This is a genomic window from Labrenzia sp. CP4 (genome assembly GCF_001579905.1).
In the GTDB taxonomy this organism is placed as follows: Bacteria; Pseudomonadota; Alphaproteobacteria; order Rhizobiales; family Stappiaceae; genus Roseibium; species Roseibium algicola.
In genome coordinates this window covers 133,114-152,118 of record NZ_CP011927.1, presented here as the reverse complement: position 1 = coordinate 152,118, position 19,005 = coordinate 133,114, and the positions used below count along the sequence as shown (strand labels likewise).

Below are 19,005 nucleotides of genomic sequence, written 5' to 3'. Positions count from 1 at the left end.
TCGTCATCCCGGACGCAGCGCAGCGGAGATCCGGGATCGGGGAGCCACCCAACCTCTCGAAACCTGGAGTGACCATCGCTTGACAGCCTGGGTCTATATCCTTGCCTCGCGACCGTTCGAAACTCTTTACACGGGCGTAACGACGGACTTGGCCCGCCGGGCTTACGAGCACCGCGAAGGTCTGATTGAGGGTTTTTCCAACCGATACGGAACGAAATCCCTGGTCTGGTATGAACAGCACGAAGAGACCGGGGCTGCGATTGCCCGCGAAAAACAGATCAAGCGTTGGCGCCGACAATGGAAATTCGATCTGATCGAGAAGATGAATCCGGGCTGGCAGGATCTCTATCTGGAGCTCAATCGGTAATCATTGTCCGGACACCTATCGTCGTCATCCCGGACGCAGCGCAGCGAAGATTCGGGATCGGGGAGTCCCAAAGCGCTGCCGCAACACACATGGAAATCCAAAGTCCGGTGTCTCGTCGTACCCAAGTTGAAAGTCACTCGACAGGGGTGCGATAGCGTGCAATTGCGCCTTTTCGCTTCGCGACAGCTAATCTTTTTTGACAAACCCTGCCCCAACGGCGATACCTCGAAACCATGACGGATATTAAAGTCAAAATCTGCGGTCTTTCGACCGAGGACACCATGGCGGCGGCGCTGGATGCCGGTGCCGATATGGTCGGGTTGATGTTCTTCCCGAAGAGCCCGCGTCATGTGTCGCTCAGCCAGGCCTGCCGGCTGGCCGATATGGCGCGCGGCCGGGCGGAGATCGTGGCGGTAACCGTCAACATGGATCTCGACGGCCTGTCCCGTATCAACGAGCTGGTGAAGCCCGATACGTTCCAGTTTCATGGCGAGGAAGCTCCGGAAGCCCTGGCAGCGGCCAAGGTGATGCAGGGCACCAAGGTCATGAAGGCGATTTCGATTTCCGACCGTTCAGATCTGGAGCAGGCGCACTATTATGCTGTTGTGGCAGATCGTCTCCTGTTCGATGCCAAGCCGCCGAAAGGGTCCGAACTGCCTGGCGGTAACGGCGTTTCCTACGACTGGACGATCCTGAAAGACCTTGACCTGAAGAAGCCCTTCATGCTTTCCGGAGGACTTGATCCGGAGAACGTCGCTGAGGCGATCCGTTTGAGCGGCGTCAGCGAGGTGGATGTTTCCTCCGGCGTCGAGCGGGAAAAGGGCGTCAAGGACAGTGGTCTCATTCGCGCATTCTTGGCGGCGGCCAAGGGCGTCAAGGTTCCGGGCTGAACCCCGGGTGAAGGAGTAAACGCGTGAACGATATGGCTAACAGCATCCGGACCGGTCCGGACGATCGCGGGCATTTCGGTATTTTTGGCGGCCGCTATGTTGCCGAAACGCTGATGCCGCTGATCCTGGACCTGGAACAGCACTACAAGGACGCCAAGAACGATCCGGCTTTCAAGGCCGAGATCGAGACGCTGAACAAGCACTACACCGGCCGTCCGTCGCCGCTTTATTTTGCCGAGCGTCTGACGAAGGAACTCGGCGGTGCCAAGGTCTACTTCAAGCGTGATGAGCTGAACCACACCGGGTCGCACAAGATCAACAACTGCGTCGGTCAGATCCTGCTCGCCAAGCGCATGGGCAAGACCCGCATCATCGCGGAAACCGGCGCTGGTCAGCACGGTGTTGCGACAGCGACAGTCTGTGCCCGCTTCGGCCTGCCCTGCGTTGTCTACATGGGCAAGACCGACGTGGAACGGCAGAAGCCGAACGTCTTCCGCATGAAACTTCTGGGCGCGGAAATCGTGCCGGTGACCGCCGGTGCCGGTACCTTGAAGGACGCCATGAACGAGGCGCTGCGTGACTGGGTGACCAACGTCGAGGACACCTACTACCTGATCGGTACCGCCGCGGGCCCGCATCCCTATCCGGAAATGGTGCGCGACTTCCAGTCGGTGATCGGCAAGGAACTGCGCGAACAGATGATGGAAGCCGAAGGCCGGCTGCCGGATGCGCTGGTTGCCGCCGTCGGTGGTGGTTCCAATGCCATTGGCCTGTTCCATCCGTTCCTGGACGACAAGGACGTCAAGATTTACGGCGTCGAAGCTGGTGGTCGCGGCCTGCAGGGGGAAGAACACTGCGCTTCGCTCACTGCAGGCAAGCCGGGCGTTCTGCACGGCAACCGCACCTACCTGCTGCAGGACGACGACGGCCAGATCCTGGAAGGTCACTCGATTTCCGCCGGTCTCGATTATCCGGGCATTGGACCGGAGCATTCCTGGCTGAAGGAAATCGGCCGTGTGGACTATGTACCGGTAATGGACGACGAGGCTCTGGACGCTTTCCAGATGCTGACGCGCGTTGAAGGCATCATCCCGGCGCTGGAACCGGCCCACGCGCTGGCCCATGTCGTGAAACTGGCCCCGCAGATGGACAAGGACCAGATCATCGTCATGAACCTGTGCGGCCGAGGCGACAAGGACGTCTTTGCCGTTGGCCAGATGCTGGGCTTCGATCTCTGATAGCCCGCTTCGAACGGAATCCTGGAAAACCGCGTATCGAAAGGTGCGCGGTTTTTCTTTTGGCCGCTCCGGAGTGTCATCCCCTCCGCCAAGAGAAAGACCTCGCGCCTGCTCGTCATCAATGCGGGTTTTGGATAGGGCCGACGTTCCGCCTTGACCGCGATGACAACGCGGCTTGCCACCGGCCCCTAACGCCGGTTAACCAGCCCCGCCAGTTTGGAAATGCTGCAATGCAAACTTGTGCGTTGTGAATCCGCCGGGAAAGACTAAATCAGCCGCGAATGAAACAGGGTCGGCGCTATTGCCGGCCGCTTGAGGAAACCCCGAAATGGCTTTCGATCTTCTGACCGGCTTCGTCCGCGACTTTCGCGCTTCCCGCAAGGTTGCCGGCGAAATCGCACGCATGAACCACCTGAACGACGCCCAGCTTGCCGATCTCGGCCTGGAACGCAGCGAAATCACCAGCCGCGCCTTCGTCCGTCATTTCAAACGGCGCTAAGGCTGCAGCCGGTCAGGCGCTGCGTTTGAAAGCAGCGCGCGGTGGCACGGCTATGGGTTTTGCCGTCAACATGGCTTCCAGCAACTGCTGGCGGCCCCGGGCGTCCAGACCGGTCGCCTGTTGTGCCAGCGCTGGGTCTGATTGCTCGGAAGAAACTTCGGCAACACCCTTGCGCTGGGCAAAACCCAGGTGAAAATCCCTCATCCGGCGCCACAGCTTTTCAGTGAAAGGCTGAGGAGCGGGTTCGAACAGGGAATGGGCCATTTTCAGCTCCTTATTTGTTTGGTGGCTCAGTGGTTTGTTTTACAATAGGTGCACGCAGTGCATTTTTCTAGGCGCAATTTGTGCACATTTCGCCTATCAGCCATGCATTTTTCGCGGGTCTGACCTGCGCTTCCAGAGCTTGCTGCACTGCAAAAAAGCCATAAGGTGCGGCCCGGTTGCGATTCCGGATCGCGGCATCAATCTTTTTTGGTTTTTGAGATGAGCACCTTGCAGGCCCTCCATATCAGCGCGCCATCGGCAGCGCCCCTCGCCACCGTGTTTCGCGGTGCCGGAAACCCGTTCACGCGCTCCGGCCGGGCGAAGCCCATGGGCAGCGAACATGTCTACCGGGCGGATGCCGCCCTGCGCGCTATCGGCCTGATCGACTATCCAAGCCGCTGACCGGTCTGGGTTCGGAGCCTGTTTCAACGCTCCGAATCTGCATGAGACAATTGACATTGCACGCACTGCCCCCGTACATCGCTGAAACGGAAACGCCCCGGAGGGTCCCGGATGGCGCGAAAAAGGGTAGCAGTGAATGACGGATACGCGTATCGACCGCCGTTTTAAAGCCTGTGCGGATGCCGGCCGGCCGGCCTTGGTCACCTTTATCACCGCAGGCGATCCGGATCTGCAGACCTCGCAAGCCCTCCTGAACGCCCTTCCGGCAGCAGGTGCCGACGTTATCGAACTCGGCATGCCGTTTTCCGACCCGATGGCCGAAGGCATCCCGATTCAGCTTGGCAATCAGCGTGCGCTGGCTGCGGGGCACACCATGGACAAGACCCTGGACATGGTTCGTGAGTTTCGCAAGCAGGACCAGGATACGCCGATCATCCTGATGGGGTATTACAATCCGATCTACGTGCGGGACCCGAAGGTTTTCGTGCAAGTAGCCAAGGACGCTGGTGTCGACGGCTTCATCATTGTCGATATTCCGGCAGAAGCAGATGACGAACTCTGCATTCCGGCCCTGGAAGCAGGTCTCAATTTCATTCGCCTGGCAACACCCACCACTGACGACAAGCGTCTGCCTGCCGTTCTGGCCAACACCTCCGGTTTCGTTTATTACGTCTCCGTGACCGGCATCACCGGCGCCAATATCGCCGATACCGGTCGGGTGACCACCGCGGTCAAGCGGATCAAGGGCCACACGGACCTGCCGGTTGCCGTCGGTTTCGGCGTGAAGACCGCAGACCAGGCAGCGGAAATCGGCAAGGATGCCGACGGTGTCGTGGTCGGGTCGGTTCTGGTCAATGCCATCCGTGACAGCCTCGATGAGGCCGGCAAGGCGACTGACAAAACCGTTCAGACCGTCGTCGACCTGGTGTCCGACCTGGCCTCCGGATGCGCCCGGTCAAGAACAGCCTGACTGGTCAGCCATCGGCTGGTCTGAATTGAAGGATTTCGGACGGACCCCATATCTCCGTCCAATGGTAACTCGAGTAGCGGGACGCGTTTGACGTGAACTGGATCAATTCTATCGTACGCCCCAAGATCCGTGATCTTTGGAAAAAGCGCGAAGTTCCGGAAAACCTTTGGATCAAGTGTCCGGAAACCGGTGAAATGGTGTTTCACCGGGATCTGGAAGCCAATCTCTGGGTGATCCCGAATTCCGGTCATCACATGCGCATCCCGGCGCGCAAACGCGTTGAGGCTTTGTTTGACGGCGGCAAATACACCGAGGTCGATACCCCGGAAGTGCATGCCGATCCGCACAAGTTCCGCGACAGCAAGCGCTACACCGACCGCCTGAAGGAAGCCCGCACCAAATCCGGCGAAGACGAAGCCGTGATCGTGGCCCAGGGCCAGGTCAACGGCATGCCGCTGACCATTGCCGTGCAGAACTTCGATTTCATCGCCGGCTCGCTCGGCATGGCCGCGGGTGAAGCGATCCTTGCCGGCATGCTGAAAGCGGTCGAGGACAAGACGCCTTTCGTCATGTTTGCCGCTTCCGGCGGTGCACGCATGCAGGAAGGCATTCTGTCGCTGATGCAGATGCCGCGCACCACGGTCGGTGTGCAGATGCTGCGCGAAGCGGGACTGCCCTATATCGTCGTACTGACCAACCCGACCACGGGCGGCGTCTCGGCCTCCTACGCCATGCTTGGCGACGTGCACATTGCCGAACCGGGTGCCCAGATCGGCTTCGCAGGCCGCCGCGTGATCGAACAGACCGTGCGCGAAAAGTTGCCGGACGATTTCCAGACTGCCGAATATCTTCTCGACCATGGCATGATCGACATGGTGGTGCCGCGCCAGAAGATGAAGGAAACACTGGCACGCATCTGCGGTATCCTGATGAAGCGGGAAGTCGAACTGCCGAAGCTTGAAGCGCCGAAGGAGCCGGCACCGGAAGCCGAAGCCAAGCCTGCCGAAACGGCTGCGGAGCCTGCCAAGGGCGCGGAAGCTGCCAGCTAGGTGGCTTCGTTACACGAATACGTCGCGAAAGCGGCCTGACACGACATTTCCGGGCTGTCCGCTTGTCTCGCGGGCGGCCTTCCCGTAAAGGCGTTAGTCAAACGCAACCGGGAAAAAGGGACCCTGCGGAGGGCGCCTTGGATCAAATCACGAAAATTCTGGACCGTTTGCTGGCGCTGCATCCGAAGGAGATAGATCTCTCGCTCGGTCGCATGTACCGCTTGCTGGAAGCGCTCGGGCATCCCGAACAGCGCCTGCCGCCAGTGATTCACGTCGCCGGTACCAACGGCAAGGGCTCGGTTACCGCCACAATGCGGGCGATCCTGGAAGCTTCCGGAAAACGCTGCCACGTCTACACCTCGCCGCACCTGGTTTCCTTCAACGAGCGCATTCGGCTCGGCTCGGATGGCAAATTCGTCTCCGATCCGGTCCTCTATGAGGCCCTGCACCGCTGCGAAGAAGCCAATGGCGGTGAGGAAATCACCTTTTTCGAGATCACCACCGCTGCTGCCTTGCTCCTGTTCGCAGAAAATCCCGCAGATGTGCTGCTGCTTGAAGTCGGTCTCGGAGGCCGTCTTGACGCGACCAACGTGATCGACCGGCCGCTTGCCACGGTGATTACCCAGGTTTCGATGGACCACGAGAAGTTTCTGGGCGACGACCTGTCGGTGATCGCTGCCGAAAAGGCCGGAATCATAAAGCCGGGCGTGCCGGTCATCTGTGCTGCGCAGGAAGACAGCGCCATGGCAACGATTGCGCGTCAGGCGGCGCGCAACAAGGCGCCGATCGAAGTGTTCGGGCAGGATTTCGCAGCGCAGGAAGACCATGGCCGCATGGCGTTTCAGGACGAGGACGAGTTGATCGACCTGCCTGTGCCCGTGCTTGGTGGCCGTCACCAGTTCTCCAATGCGGCTGTCGCCATTGCGGCATTGAAGGCGGCGGGCATGTTGCCGGATGGCGATACGATTGCCCACGGCCTGAAAACGGTCAACTGGCCCGGACGGCTGCAGCCGATCACCAGCGGACCGTTGCATGACCTGTGTCCGGAAGGGTCGGAAGTCTGGGTCGATGGTGGCCACAATCCCGGCGCGGGCATTTCGATCGCCCAGTTCATGGGCGAACAGGAAGAGCGCTCACCCCGGCCGCTCTACCTCGTGTCCGGCATGCTGACGACAAAGGATCCCGTCGGATTCTTCCGTCCGTTCCACGGACTGGCACGCCATGTCGGCACGGTGCCGATCACCACGACACCCACCGCAAGGGAGCCGGAAGACCTGGCCGATCTTGCCCGCTGTGCGGGACTTGAAGCGACGCCGTTTCAATCACTGGACGCAGCGCTGGCAGATGTGGCAGCTTGTGCGGCAAAAGATGGCGAGCCGCCCCGGATTCTGATTTGCGGGTCGCTCTATCTGGCTGGTGAAGTTCTGGCGCGCAGCGGTCTGGCGCCGGTCTGAGGCGTCACCGGCCTCTGCCCGAGGAGGCCCTGAATGTTCGGTTTTGAAACCTGTCGCCCAAAGCTTGCAGGCGCTTTCCTGGGCGCTCTGCTCTTGAGCGTGCCTGCAAACGCGCTCACCGAACAATATGAGACGCCACCGGAGCAGGATCCGGCCACACTTCTCGACGGTAAGGAACTCGGCCCCGGCTATGCGGTACTCTCGCCGGTGCGCGGCGACGGTTTCCTGCGGATTTACCAGGTTCAGACCGATCTCGGCGTCGAGCAGATCGAAGGCGACGGCATGCTCAAGCTGCGCCTGCACGAAATCCAGGTGCTGATTGCCCTCGACAGTCTGAAAAACGACGCAAGCTTCGTTGACGGCCTCAAGCAGGCGGCCATGAAGCCGGTCGAGTTCGTCGAAAGCACGGTGACCGATCCTGTGGGAACCGCAAAGAACACCGTTTCCGGTGTCGGCCGCATGTTCGGCCGCCTCACCAAGGGCGTCGAGGCCGCTGTCAGCGGCAAGGGCGGATCTCCGGCAGAACTTGCCAAGTCGATCACCGGCCAGGCCAAGGCCCGGCGCGAACTTGCGGTCGATGTGGGCGTCGACCCCTATACGTTCTATCGGCCGCTATCGGAAAAGCTCGACGAAACTGCCAGCGTGACCACGGCAGGCAACTGGACGGTGAGCGCAATTACCAGCCTCCTGCCCGGCGGCATCATCGTCAACGCCGCGCGGCAGGCAGACAATTTCCGCAATCTCATTGTCGACAGCACGCCGACCGAGCTGCAGGAACGCACCTCCAGCGTTCTGCGCGCCGTAGGCGTGCCAGAGGTGACGAACGCCAAGCTCATGGGCAATCCGTTCTACACGGCTTCGGAAAAGGCCGCGATCGCCTATCAGATGCAGGCAATGCCCGGTGTGAAGGACCTTTACCTGATTGCCGAAAAGGCGGCTGATGCCGACAGCCGGGATCTTGCCTATTTCCAGCTTCGCCGTGTCGTTCTCATGGAAACCTACAACAGCACGGTTTCGCCGCTGGGAGACATCAAGCTGGTGTCCGGCATCCCCGTCGCCCTGCGCCGTGACGGCATGGCCGCCATCGTCATGCCTTTCGATCATGTGGCCTGGACGCAGACCGTGGCGCAGACCTTCTCCGCCATGCACGAAGGCCTCGGCACCTTGCCCTTCCCGCCTACGGGTGTCGACTTCCTGATCACGGGCGACGTCACACCCATGGCCGCCGAACGCATCGCCGCATTCGGCTGGGAAATCACCGGCAACTATCCGATGCCGAAGGGGCCGGTGTTTTAGGACATCCGGCTGTCATTCCGGACAAGTGAGGCGAGCCGAACGCAGATCCGGAATCCAGATGCTTTTCGCGCCGAATGCGCGGCCGCTTCTTCTTTCAAGCGGGTTTCGCTTCGCTCATGCTGATGTCTGGATTCCGGATCTGCGCGCATCGACGCTGCGCTTGTCCGGAATGACGGACAGTGGGTTCATTTGCCCCCCTCAAACACACTCCAGAACCGGCCCGGACAAGCCGCTTTCCCAGCCGAGGATGGCGCGTTTGCGGGTGAGGCCCCAGTGGTAGCCGCCGAGTTTGCCGCCTTTTGCGAGCACCCTGTGGCAGGGGACGACGAAGGAGAGCGGGTTGCGGCCGACTGCGGTGCCGACAGCGCGGGATGCCTTCGGGTTGCCGAGGCAGGCGGCGATGTCGGAATAGGTGGTGGCCTTGCCCATCGGGATCTTCAGCAGGGTCTGCCAGACCCTGATTTCAAAATCGGTACCAATCATAACGATGTTGAGCGGTTGATCCTCTTGCCACTTTTTCGGATCGAAGACGCGCCGGGCAAATTGCGCCGTCGCTTCCTGATCCTGGACGAAAACGGCTGCGGGCCAGCGCTCGCACATGTCTTCCAGGGCAGAGGTTTCCTCGCCCGGATCGGCAAATCCCAGGCCGGCCAAACCCTTGTCGGTGGCCATCACCAGAACCTGGCCAAAGGGGGAAGGATGAAAGCCGTAGGCAATTGAAAGACCCGCGCCACGATTGCGGTAATCACCAGGCGTCATGGCTTCATGCGTGACGAAAAGGTCGTGCAGCCGGCCGGATCCGGACAGGCCCACTTCGTAGGTTGCGTCGAGAACACTGGCGGACTCGCGCAGCAGCGCCTTGGCGTGATCCAGCGTGATTGCCTGCAGGAACTGCTTCGGCGTCAGCCCCGCCCAGCGCGAAAACACACGTTGCAGCTGGATGGGTTGAAGACCGGCTTCCCTGGCCAGCTGGTCCAGCGTGGGCTGCTCGCGCCAGTCTTCGGTGATCCGCTTCAAGGTGCGGCGAACGACGTCGTAGTGCTGTGCAGCCTCCTCGCCGATGGAGATCGGGGTCGGTTCGGACGTCAGGCTGGTAAGGTCGAGCGCTTTGGTCATGGCGGTTTCTTCATGCTGAACTTGAAGTCTGCTCCGATCTTAGTCGGCGAACAACAGGGGATCGACCCGATTTGCGATCCGTCTCATGATCCTTGGCGCTTTGGTACCAGTTTCCGCTTCACTCGGCCGGAATGACTGCAAAGAAACCGGGACTGGCGTTCCTACCCCAGAACATCCTTGAATTCGCTGGCCGAAACCGCCGGTCCCTTGCGGGTGGTCAGAAGCAGGCTCGTCTCCGTGCCGGTAATACCCTCGATCAGGCGAATGCGATTGAGTGCATCGTCAAAGGCAGCAAGATCGCGTGTGGCGACGTCCAGTACCAGATCCCACTTGCCGTTTGTGGAATGGATCGCGCGAACCTCCGTCATGGCGCTGAGCGAGCGGATCACCGGTTCGGTGTTGTGGCCGTCTACGACCACCAGCGTCACCGCGCGGATTGGAAGATCGCGCCAGTCGTCGCGCAGGACGGCGGTAAATCCCAGGATTTCTCCCGTGTCGACCAGCTTCTCCATGCGAGAGCGCACGGTGGCGCGTGAGACCTTCAGATCACCTGCCAATTCGGACACTGACCGTCGCCCGTCATGGCGCAGAAGCGAGATCAATCGAAGATCCAGATCGTCCATTTTTCCATTCCGATAAATTGAGCTTATCAAAATGATAAATCTGGCTGCTCTTTTGATCAAGTGTCCGGATTTACTCCGCCGCGGCGTTTCAGCACACTTTTGACAGTTGAATTTTGGGGCGGAGCAGGACGTGAACGTCGTTGAGAAACAGATTGTGCTGGTTGGAGCTCCGGTGGATGAAGGCGCCGGTCAGCGCGGCTGCCTCATGGGTCCGGACGCCTATCGAACCGCCGGCCTGCAGGAGACGCTACAGGAACTCGGCCATTCGGTCGTCGACCACGGAAATCTGAGCCCGGCGGAGGTTGGCAGCCTCACCCCTCCCAACAGGATACTGCGGAATTACCGCGCCTATGTTGCCTGGACCCGGGCGCTCCACCAGAAGGCGGCGGAACTTGGCGAAGGACCGGGTTTTCCGATCTATCTTGGCGGCGATCACGCCATGGCGGCGGGCACCGTTTCGGGTCAGGCAAGGGCAGCAGCTGCACTCGGGCGCCCGTTGTTCGTGCTTTGGCTCGATGCGCATTCGGATTTTCACACGCTGGACAGCACCGCCAGCGGCAACCTTCACGGTACGCCGCTCGCGTTTCTGTGCGGCCTGCCCGGATTTGACGATCTGCTTGGCAGCCCGCTGGAACACACCCTGAAACCGCAGAATGTCGAGATCCTCGGTGTTCGCTCGATCGATGATGCCGAGCGCAACCTGCTGGTCAGCCACGGCGTCGGTGTCAGCGACATGCGCCGGATCGATGAGGAAGGCATCGGCACTCTTCTGAAGCCGTTTCTGGAGCGCGTAAAGGCCGAAAACGGCCTTCTGCATGTCAGCCTGGATGTCGATTTTCTGGATCCGTCAATCGCCCCGGCCGTCGGCACTACCGTTCCGGGCGGCGCGACCTTCCGCGAAGCCCATCTGGTGATGGAGATGCTGCATGACAGTGGTCTCGTCACCTCTCTCGACCTGGTCGAGCTCAATCCCTTCCTGGACGAACGCGGAAAAACCGCGCGTCTGATGGTCGAACTGACCGGCAGCCTGTTTGGCCGCCGGGTCTTCGACCGGCCGACAAGAAGCTTCTAGAGGACCGAACAATGTCAAACAGCCCCATCAATCTCCTGCCGTCGGATCTGGCCTATGTGCCCTTCGTCAGCGTCGACAACATGATGCGCAATGTCCGCGCGATTGGCGTCGAAACCTTCATGCGTGGCATCGCCGAATATATCGAGCAGGATTTCCTGCGATGGGAAAGCTTCGACAAGAAACCGCGTATTCCGGCGCATGCGCCTCAGGGTGTCATCGAGCTGATGCCGACCAGTGACGGCAAGACCTTCGGCTTCAAGTATGTCAACGGTCATCCCGGCAACACCCGTGATGGTCTGCAGACTGTTACCGGCTTCGGTGTTCTGTCGAACCTGACGACCGGCTATCCGGTGCTGTTCACCGAGATGACCATCCTGACGGCCTTGCGCACGGCAGCCAACTCGGCGCTTGCCGCCAAATACCTGGCACCCAAGGGGTCCACCACGATGGCGATCATCGGCAATGGCGCACAGTCCGACTTCCAGTGCCTGGCGTTCAAGGACATGCTCGGGATCACCGACATCCGCGCCTACGACATTGATAGCGCCGCCAGCTTGCGCCTTGCCCGCAACCTCGCCAATTCCGGACTGAACGTGACCATCTGCAAGACGCCGGAAGATGCGATCGAAGGCGCGCAGATCATCACCACCGTAACCGCGGACAAGAAATCGGCGACGATCCTGACCGACAACATGGTCGGCACCGGCGTTCACATCAATGCGGTCGGCGGCGACTGCCCGGGCAAGACCGAGCTGCATCGCGATATCCTGTTGCGGTCAGATATCTTTGTCGAATTCCCGGATCAGACTCATATCGAGGGTGAATTCCAGCAGCTCGACCGCGATCATCCGGTTACCGAACTCTGGCAGGTCTACGCCGGCAAGGCCGAAGGCCGCACTTCGCAGGACCAGATTACGCTGTTCGACAGCGTCGGCTTTGCCATCGAGGACTTTGCCGCCCTGCGCTACGTCCGCGATCTTCTGCCCAGAACCGGTCACTTCGAGAAGCTCGACCTGCTGGCTGATCCGGACGACCCGCGTGACCTCTACGGCATGGTTCTCCGGTCTGCGGCCAATGGAGACAACCAGGCAGCGTGACCTCAGATCACGTGATTGTAGCAAACTGGACCACCGCTTCGGCGGTGGTTTTTTTCTTCTGGCCTTGGTCAACCGGCCGCTACCCCTGCTTTCCAGGGGAAAGAAACGGTTCCGGCAAGCACTTGTGTCATCCCGGGCAAGCATGGCGGAACCCGGTTCGCGTGGTTCAGGAGAGGAAGTGGGACCAGACAAGGTTGATGCCAAAAACGCCTGACGTCAGTCACTTATTTTAAGGTTTTCGATGTTGAGTGAGCGTCATCCTACCTTTTCGGGGACTTTTTGATGACATTCAGAATTTTGACCGGCCTCGGACTCGGCCTGCTTGCCGCTTCCGCTGTTCAGGCCAAGGAACAGTATTTTTCCTACAAGGACTGGAATGTAGAGATTCAGTCGTTTGATACGGGCGAAGACTTTCGTATCAACTGCACCATGTGGACTGGCGGCGACGGACTGCCCACCGTAGGCTTCGCGACGTCCAACAGCGATGCATTGCCGCCGGACTTCTTCCCCGGTATCCAGCTAACGGAACGTGCCGTCCGCGGCCACGCGACGGTTCTTCAGAATGACCAGAAGGTCAATTTCGTCTTTGATGACGGCGACAGCGCGCAGGCAACGGTCCAAGCCTATTTCGATGAAGACGGTTTCGCCGTCGCCAAGACCAATTTCCCGATTGAGGACGCTCAGCGCGTCCTGCAGGCGATGCAACGGAACGGGCAAATCGATATCGTCGGACCGAGTGGCCTCATCTATACCGCTTCCCTGAGCGGATTTACCGCGTCATATCGAAAAGTTGCCGAAGGATGCGGCTTTCCGGTTACCGGTGTTATCGACTAGCGGCGGCAGGTTCAGCGCCTCTTCTATTTCGGCAACCACGGCATCGGCCGCCGCACCCGGATCTTCGGCCCGGCTGATCGGGCGGCCGACCACCAGGTAGTCACTACCAGCCTGAATCGCGTCCGCCGGGGTCATCACCCGGCGCTGGTCTCCGGCGTCGCTGCCGGCAGGGCGGATGCCGGGGGTGACGATCACAAGCTCGTCTCCAAGGATGGCCCGCATTTTTGTGGCTTCGGTGGCGGCGCAGACGATGCCGCCCATGCCAGCCACACGGGCGTCCTTCGCCCGCGCTTCCACCACATCGGCAATCGGGCCGCGATACCCTGCATCGACCAGGTCCTGTTCGTCCATGGAGGTCAGCACCGTCACCCCGAGCAGGCACAGATCGGGATTGCCCTCTTCCCGCAGGCCTTTCACGGCAGCACGCATGGTTTTCGGGTAGCCGTGCAGGGTCATGAAGGTCATGCCCATCTTGGCGACGTTGCGTACGGCCTTTTCGATGGTGTTGTCGATATCGTGCAGCTTGACGTCCAGAAAGATCTTCTTGCCGTCACGCGCCAGGTCACGGGCGAATTCCAACCCGCCGGCAAACTGAAGTTCCATGCCGATCTTGTAGACACCGACCTTGCCTTCAGTCTGCTTTACCAGCTTCTCGGCCTCGGCAACCGTCGGCACGTCGACAGGCAACATCAGGCGATCCAGAGCGGTTTTCGGGGAGAAAGGGCTGGTCGGCATGGGCAGATCCTCGGATTTTGGGGCAGGTGCCAGTGCATAGCACCAAGGATCGCCCAGCGCCAGAACTACCCAGAACTACGCCTTGCCTGTGCGCTCGAATTCCGCGAAGGCATCCTTGTAGTCGTCATGCCAGCGCGACAGCGGCGGCCGGTTTTCAATGATATCGCCGATGGCCCATTCTGCCCGGCGATTGTCCCTGGTGCTGTCGACGTCATTGTCCGGGCACAGGATGTAGAAATCGCCCGCTGACATCCGTTCGATGAAGTGATCGACGGTCTGCTCGCTGGTCCAGGCCGAGGCCGGCTTCTCCGGAAAGTGGCTTGCGGTCATGCCGGTGTAGGTGAACCCCGGAACGAACAGATGCACCGAAATGGGCGCTCCGGCCTGCCGCAGTTCATGGGCAAGCTGTTCGCTGAGCACTTTCACGGCTGCCTTGGTGGTGTTGTAGCCGGGGTTTCCCGGAGGTGTCGTGATGCCCTGCTTCGATCCGGTGTTGACGATGACCGCCGGGCGGGCAGCCTCGATCAGGCGCGGTGTGAAGGCATGGACACCGCGCAGGACGCCGTAGAAATTGATGTCCATCAGGCGGACCCAATTGTCGAACCCCTCCCAGGCAGAGGTCGGCAGGCTGATACCGGCGTTGTTCATCAGGACCGCAACCGGCCCGGTCTGAAACGCCTTTTCGGCCAGGGCTTCTACCTGCGCCATGTCACCGACATCGGTCGGAACCGCGAAAATATCGACACCGACCGTACCGGCGGCACGCACCTTTTCCGTTGCCTCTTCAAGGGCCGGACCGGGCAGATCGGCAAGAATGACGCCCAGTCCTGCCTGGGCGAAGCGGGTGGCAGCGGCCAGTCCGACGCCGCTGGCAGCACCGGTAACGACGGCAATCCCGCCTTCTGAAATGGCTTTTTTGTACATGATGGATTTCCCCCAAAATGGATTTCAGGAACGCGGCGACAGACGAATGCCGATTTGCCTGTCAGCAAGATAGTCCGGCCACAGAACCCTTTCACTATGAAACCGCTATTTTCTTAGACGGTTCAGGCTGCTACAACACCGCGGTTCTTCTTTCCCATTACCCACGGGGCATCAGCACATGCGCACAGCGAGTGTATCGCGCGACACCAAGGAAACCCGCATCGCGGTCGAGATCAACCTGGACGGCACGGGCGCATACGACGTCCAGACCGGCGTCGGGTTCTTCGACCATATGCTGGAGCAATTGTCGCGACATTCGCTGATCGACATCAAGGCCCGTGCCGATGGCGACACTCATATCGACTTTCACCACACGGTCGAGGATACCGGCATTGCGCTGGGCCAGGCAATTTCCGAAGCGCTGGGCGACATGGCGGGCATCACCCGTTATGCCGATACCCATCTTGCCATGGATGAAGCGCTGACCCGCTGCGCGCTGGATGTGTCCGGCCGTCCCTTCCTGGTCTGGGACGTCACCTTCGACCGGGACAAGATCGGTGAATTCGACACGGAGCTGTTCGAGGAGTTTTTCCGGGCATTTGCGATGAATTCCGGGATTACCCTTCATATTGCCAACCTTTATGGCTCCAATTGCCATCACATCGCCGAAACCTGCTTCAAGGCGGTTGCGCGCTCCTTGCGCAAGGCGGTGGAGATCGATCCGCGGCAGGCAGACCGCATTCCGACCACCAAGGGCCAGCTCGGCGGCTAGGGCAGGAAACGGCGCATGAGCACATATGTTGTGATGGCTCCGCCAGAGTTTGAGGATTTGGCTGGCGATCCACGCCAGACCGACCGGCTTGCCTTCATTCCGGACGGCTTCTCGACGCTTGCGTTCCTGTTTGCCGTCATCTGGCTGCTGGTCAACCGGATGTGGCTGGTGCTGCTCGGCTATCTTGCCGCGACGCTGGCAATCGAAATCCTGGCGTTGTCTGTCAGTCAGGAAGCCATGACGGTTGTCGCTCTTTTCACCTCTATCCTGTTCGGTCTGGAAGCCCAGGCGCTGCGCCGCTGGTCGCTGGCGCGCAAGGGCTGGCGTGTTGTCGGCATCGTCGACGCGCACAACAAGAGCGAAGCCGAATTCCGATTTCTCCACAAGGCGGCTGACCGAGTGTCGCCGCCCAGACCTCAAATCGACCGGCAACAGCGCCCCGCCTCCCAACCGATCATCCCGAGGATCGGTAGCGAGCAGGTGGTGGGCCTGACTCTCGGTCCGGAGACCCGTCAATGACAATTGCGATTATCGATTACGGCTCGGGCAACCTGCGCTCGGCCGAAAAGGCGTTTGAGCGCGCGGCCCGCGCCCACGCCCACACGCCCGACGTTATCGTGACGTCCGACCCCGAAAGGGTACTGAAGGCCGACCGTGTCGTGCTGCCGGGTGTCGGCGCCTTTGCCGACTGCAAGCGCGGCCTGTGGGCTGTCGAAGGCATGCCCGAGGCGCTGGAACAGGTCGTGCGCAAGGACGGCAAGCCTTTCTTCGGCATCTGCGTCGGCATGCAGCTGATGGCAAGCCGCGGCCTGGAATTCGAGACCGTAGAAGGCCTTGGCTGGGTCGAAGGCGACGTTACCGCCATGGAACCGGCAGACAAGACGCTGAAAATCCCCCACATGGGCTGGAACACCATTGAGGTCCGCCCGGAAAGCCACCCGGTTTTCAAGGGGTTGGAAACGGGGCCGGATGGCCTGCACGCCTATTTCGTGCACTCGTTCCACTTTGCCTGCGCCAGGGCGGAAGACCGCCTGGCAACGTTCGATTATGCCGGCACCTTCACTGCCATGGTGGCGAAGGACAACATGATCGGCACCCAGTTCCACCCGGAAAAAAGCCAACGGCTCGGTCTGGAGCTGATCGCCAATTTCCTGGACTGGACCCCTTAAACAAGAAGCGCCTGGGAGGCCAACATGAGCAAAGGTTACTGGATCGCCCGTGTCGACGTGCATGACGCCGACGGATATCCGGCATACGTGGAAACGGCAAAGCCCGCCTTCGAGCGGTTCGGCGCCAATTTCCTTGCCCGCGGCGGCAAGACCGATGCCATCGAAGGCCCGGGCCGGGCACGCAACGTTATCATCGAATTTCCGAGCTTCCAGCACGCGGTTGATTGCTATAATTCGCCGGAATATCAGGAAGCGGTGAAAATCCGCCAGAAAGTAGCCGATGGCGAAATCGTCATCGTTGAAGGAATTTAAAGCGACATGATCCTCTTTCCCGCCATCGATCTGAAGGATGGCCAGTGCGTTCGCCTGAAACTGGGCGACATGGACCAGGCAACCGTGTTCAACGACAACCCGGGTGCGCAAGCCCGGGCGTTCGAGGATCAGGGCTTCGAATGGCTCCATGTGGTCGATCTCAACGGCGCCTTCGCCGGCGAGAGCGTCAACGGCGCGGCTGTCGATGCCATTCTGGGGGCAACGAAGAACCCGGTGCAGCTGGGTGGCGGGATCAGGACGCTGGAACATATCGAAACCTGGCTGGACAAGGGCATCAGCCGCGTCATCCTGGGCACTGTTGCGGTGCGCGATCCGGACCTGGTGAAGGAAGCCTGCCGCAAGTTCCCGGGCAAGGTTGCCGTCGGCATTGATGCCAAGGGCGGCTATGTCGCCGTCGAGGGCTGGGCGGAAACGTCCGAACTTACCGCAGTCGATCTTGCCCGGCAGTTCGAAGATGCAGGCGTTGCGGCGATCATCTACACCGATATCGATCGCGACGGCGTCCTGAAAGGCCTCAATATTCCCTCGACGCTGGAACTTGCCCGCGCCGTCTCCATTCCGGTCATTGCCTCGGGCGGCCTTGCGTCGATCGACGACATTCACCGCCTGCTGGAGCCGGACTGCGCTATCCTGGAAGGGGCAATCTCCGGCCGTGCGCTCTACGACGGCCGTCTCGATCCGAAAGAAGCCATGGAATTGATCCTGGCCGCGCGGAGCAAAGCATCATGACCTTGAAAGCCCGTGTCATTCCCTGTCTCGACGTCAAGGACGGCCGTGTCGTCAAGGGCGTCAACTTCGTGGATCTGGTTGATGCCGGTGATCCGGTGGAAGCCGCCAAGGCCTATGACGCGGCCGGGGCGGACGAGCTCTGCTTTCTCGACATCACCGCCAGTCACGAGGGCCGGGACACGATCTACGACGTTGTCCGGCGCACGGCCGAAGCCTGTTTCATGCCGGTTACCGTCGGTGGCGGCGTGCGCACGGTGGAAGACATTCGCAAGCTGCTGATTGCCGGAGCCGACAAGGTGTCGATCAACACGGCGGCCGTTACCAATCCGGATTTCGTGCGCGAAGCGGCGGAAAAATTCGGCGCGCAATGCATCGTCGTTTCCATCGATGCCAAGCAGGTCAACTCTCCGGGCGAACCGGAAAAATTCGAGATCTTCACCCATGGCGGCCGCAATGCCACCGGCATCGATGCTGTTGAGTTCGCCAGGAAGGTTGTCGAACTGGGCGCCGGTGAACTGCTGGTCACGTCCATGGACAGGGATGGCACCAAGTCCGGCTACAATATCGCCCTCACCCGGGCAATTGCCGATGCGGTGCCGGTGCCGGTGATCGCCTCGGGCGGTGTCGGCAATCTGGATCACATGGTGGAAGGCATCCGTGATGGCCATGCCACTGCGGTGCTGGCCGCCTCGATCTTCCACTTTGGCGAATATACCATTCAGGAAGCCAAGCACTACATGAACGACGCCGGCGTACCGATGCGCCTCGACGCCTGAAACGGCCTCAAGGGAACTAGCCGAATGACCGACTTCACTTTGGAAGATCTGGACGCCATTATTGCTGCACGTGCGAATAGCGCGGACGACAAGTCCTATACGCGCAAGCTCGTCAACAAGGGCGTTGCCAAATGCGCCCAGAAGCTGGGGGAAGAAGCGGTTGAGGCGGCGATTGCCGCCGTTCAGAAGGACCGGCAGGAATTGACGGCCGAGGCCGCCGATGTGCTTTATCACTTGTTGGTGGTTCTCAATGTCTCCAATGTCCCCCTCGGGGATGTTATGAAGGAGCTTGCGAGCCGTACGGGACAGACCGGACTGGAAGAAAAGGCGTCTCGGCCTCAGGAATAATCCAGGGCCTGCAGGCTCTGTACCGGATCCGACGTTCAGCCGCGCAGC

The 19,005-nt window shown here is 60.5% G+C and carries 24 protein-coding genes; 19 read left to right on the top strand and 5 right to left on the bottom strand.

The annotated features are described in order from the left end of the window. Positions 1–79 precede the first annotated feature (79 nt). The 4 genes from ACP90_RS00720 to ACP90_RS27860 all read left to right on the top strand — a co-directional run bounded on the left by ACP90_RS00720 (position 80) and on the right by ACP90_RS27860 (position 2,994). Positions 80–367 (top strand): GIY-YIG nuclease family protein, encoded by a 288-nt coding sequence (locus ACP90_RS00720; RefSeq protein WP_062485982.1) that lies wholly within the window; start codon positions 80–82, stop codon positions 365–367. 233 nt (positions 368–600) lie between these two features. Beyond that, complete coding sequence (locus ACP90_RS00715) at positions 601–1,257, top strand: phosphoribosylanthranilate isomerase (protein WP_062485979.1); 657 nt, start codon at positions 601–603, stop codon at positions 1,255–1,257. Positions 1,258–1,289: 32 nt separating this feature from the next. After that, entirely contained in the window at positions 1,290–2,495 is a 1,206-nt protein-coding gene (trpB, locus tag ACP90_RS00710; RefSeq protein ID WP_088665219.1) for a tryptophan synthase subunit beta, read from the top strand. Positions 2,496–2,823: 328 nt separating this feature from the next. Beyond that, complete coding sequence (locus ACP90_RS27860; protein WP_082809627.1) at positions 2,824–2,994, top strand: DUF1127 domain-containing protein; 171 nt, start codon at positions 2,824–2,826, stop codon at positions 2,992–2,994. A 12-nt stretch (positions 2,995–3,006) separates the two neighbouring features. On the opposite strand, the gene ACP90_RS00705 is transcribed toward ACP90_RS27860, so the two are convergent. Beyond that, positions 3,007–3,258: a hypothetical protein gene (locus ACP90_RS00705; protein WP_088665214.1), complete on the bottom strand. Its 252-nt coding sequence runs from the start codon at positions 3,256–3,258 to the stop codon at positions 3,007–3,009. A gap of 219 nt (positions 3,259–3,477) precedes the next feature. On the opposite strand from ACP90_RS00705, the gene ACP90_RS00700 reads away from it, so the two are divergent. From ACP90_RS00700 to ACP90_RS00680, 5 genes are all read left to right on the top strand, one after another. After that, a complete protein-coding gene (locus tag ACP90_RS00700; RefSeq protein ID WP_023002437.1) occupies positions 3,478–3,660 on the top strand; it encodes a hypothetical protein in 183 nt (60 codons plus the stop codon). A gap of 136 nt (positions 3,661–3,796) precedes the next feature. Continuing rightward, entirely contained in the window at positions 3,797–4,630 is an 834-nt protein-coding gene (gene trpA, locus ACP90_RS00695; RefSeq protein ID WP_023002436.1) for a tryptophan synthase subunit alpha, read from the top strand. A gap of 92 nt (positions 4,631–4,722) precedes the next feature. Beyond that, positions 4,723–5,679, top strand: coding sequence for an acetyl-CoA carboxylase, carboxyltransferase subunit beta (gene accD, locus ACP90_RS00690; protein ID WP_055660282.1), 957 nt, complete (start codon positions 4,723–4,725; stop codon positions 5,677–5,679). A 137-nt stretch (positions 5,680–5,816) separates the two neighbouring features. Beyond that, a complete protein-coding gene (locus tag ACP90_RS00685) occupies positions 5,817–7,133 on the top strand; it encodes a folylpolyglutamate synthase/dihydrofolate synthase family protein (RefSeq protein WP_062485970.1) in 1,317 nt (438 codons plus the stop codon). 33 nt (positions 7,134–7,166) lie between these two features. Then, positions 7,167–8,429: a hypothetical protein gene (locus ACP90_RS00680; RefSeq protein ID WP_062485967.1), complete on the top strand. Its 1,263-nt coding sequence runs from the start codon at positions 7,167–7,169 to the stop codon at positions 8,427–8,429. A 198-nt stretch (positions 8,430–8,627) separates the two neighbouring features. On the opposite strand, the gene ACP90_RS00675 is transcribed toward ACP90_RS00680, so the two are convergent. Next, positions 8,628–9,545 carry a bifunctional helix-turn-helix domain-containing protein/methylated-DNA--[protein]-cysteine S-methyltransferase gene (locus ACP90_RS00675; protein ID WP_062485964.1) on the bottom strand — a complete coding sequence of 306 codons (918 nt, stop codon included), beginning with the start codon at positions 9,543–9,545 and terminating at the stop codon, positions 8,628–8,630. A 161-nt stretch (positions 9,546–9,706) separates the two neighbouring features. After that, a complete protein-coding gene (locus tag ACP90_RS00670) occupies positions 9,707–10,168 on the bottom strand; it encodes an Lrp/AsnC family transcriptional regulator (protein ID WP_023002430.1) in 462 nt (153 codons plus the stop codon). A gap of 130 nt (positions 10,169–10,298) precedes the next feature. Here ACP90_RS00670 and rocF point away from each other — a divergent pair, with 130 nt between their 5' ends. From rocF to ACP90_RS00655, 3 genes are all read left to right on the top strand, one after another. Beyond that, the gene (rocF, locus tag ACP90_RS00665; protein ID WP_082809881.1) at positions 10,299–11,240 is read left to right on the top strand and encodes an arginase; all 942 of its coding nucleotides are present in this window, start codon (positions 10,299–10,301) and stop codon (positions 11,238–11,240) included. A gap of 11 nt (positions 11,241–11,251) precedes the next feature. Continuing rightward, positions 11,252–12,337, top strand: coding sequence for an ornithine cyclodeaminase (locus ACP90_RS00660; RefSeq protein ID WP_062485961.1), 1,086 nt, complete (start codon positions 11,252–11,254; stop codon positions 12,335–12,337). A 282-nt stretch (positions 12,338–12,619) separates the two neighbouring features. Next, a complete protein-coding gene (locus ACP90_RS00655) occupies positions 12,620–13,171 on the top strand; it encodes a hypothetical protein (protein ID WP_062485959.1) in 552 nt (183 codons plus the stop codon). Here the strand turns inward: ACP90_RS00655 and pyrF are convergent. After that, entirely contained in the window at positions 13,115–13,906 is a 792-nt protein-coding gene (pyrF, locus tag ACP90_RS00650) for an orotidine-5'-phosphate decarboxylase (protein ID WP_062485957.1), read from the bottom strand. The genes ACP90_RS00655 and pyrF overlap by 57 nt on opposite strands. Positions 13,907–13,981: 75 nt before the next feature. Next, positions 13,982–14,830 (bottom strand): SDR family NAD(P)-dependent oxidoreductase, encoded by an 849-nt coding sequence (locus tag ACP90_RS00645; protein ID WP_062485955.1) that lies wholly within the window; start codon positions 14,828–14,830, stop codon positions 13,982–13,984. Between the two features lie 178 nt (positions 14,831–15,008). Here ACP90_RS00645 and hisB point away from each other — a divergent pair, with 178 nt between their 5' ends. Genes hisB through ACP90_RS00610 form a run of 7 tightly spaced genes read left to right on the top strand, consistent with a single transcriptional unit; the run spans position 15,009 to position 18,957 of the window. Further along, positions 15,009–15,602 (top strand): imidazoleglycerol-phosphate dehydratase HisB, encoded by a 594-nt coding sequence (gene hisB / locus ACP90_RS00640; protein WP_062485953.1) that lies wholly within the window; start codon positions 15,009–15,011, stop codon positions 15,600–15,602. Between the two features lie 15 nt (positions 15,603–15,617). Further along, positions 15,618–16,121 (top strand): DUF2628 domain-containing protein, encoded by a 504-nt coding sequence (locus ACP90_RS00635; protein ID WP_062485952.1) that lies wholly within the window; start codon positions 15,618–15,620, stop codon positions 16,119–16,121. After that, positions 16,118–16,771, top strand: a complete 654-nt coding sequence (hisH, locus tag ACP90_RS00630) for an imidazole glycerol phosphate synthase subunit HisH (RefSeq protein ID WP_023002422.1) — start codon at positions 16,118–16,120, stop codon at positions 16,769–16,771. Before ACP90_RS00635 ends, hisH begins: the two co-directional genes overlap by 4 nt. A gap of 24 nt (positions 16,772–16,795) precedes the next feature. After that, positions 16,796–17,083 carry a DUF1330 domain-containing protein gene (locus ACP90_RS00625; RefSeq protein WP_023002421.1) on the top strand — a complete coding sequence of 96 codons (288 nt, stop codon included), beginning with the start codon at positions 16,796–16,798 and terminating at the stop codon, positions 17,081–17,083. Between the two features lie 6 nt (positions 17,084–17,089). Next, entirely contained in the window at positions 17,090–17,833 is a 744-nt protein-coding gene (gene hisA / locus ACP90_RS00620) for a 1-(5-phosphoribosyl)-5-[(5-phosphoribosylamino)methylideneamino]imidazole-4-carboxamide isomerase (protein WP_062485950.1), read from the top strand. Further along, complete coding sequence (hisF, locus tag ACP90_RS00615) at positions 17,830–18,609, top strand: imidazole glycerol phosphate synthase subunit HisF (RefSeq protein WP_062485946.1); 780 nt, start codon at positions 17,830–17,832, stop codon at positions 18,607–18,609. Before hisA ends, hisF begins: the two co-directional genes overlap by 4 nt. Positions 18,610–18,633: 24 nt before the next feature. Next, positions 18,634–18,957 carry a phosphoribosyl-ATP diphosphatase gene (locus ACP90_RS00610; RefSeq protein WP_023002418.1) on the top strand — a complete coding sequence of 108 codons (324 nt, stop codon included), beginning with the start codon at positions 18,634–18,636 and terminating at the stop codon, positions 18,955–18,957. Positions 18,958–19,005: the final 48 nt, after the last annotated feature.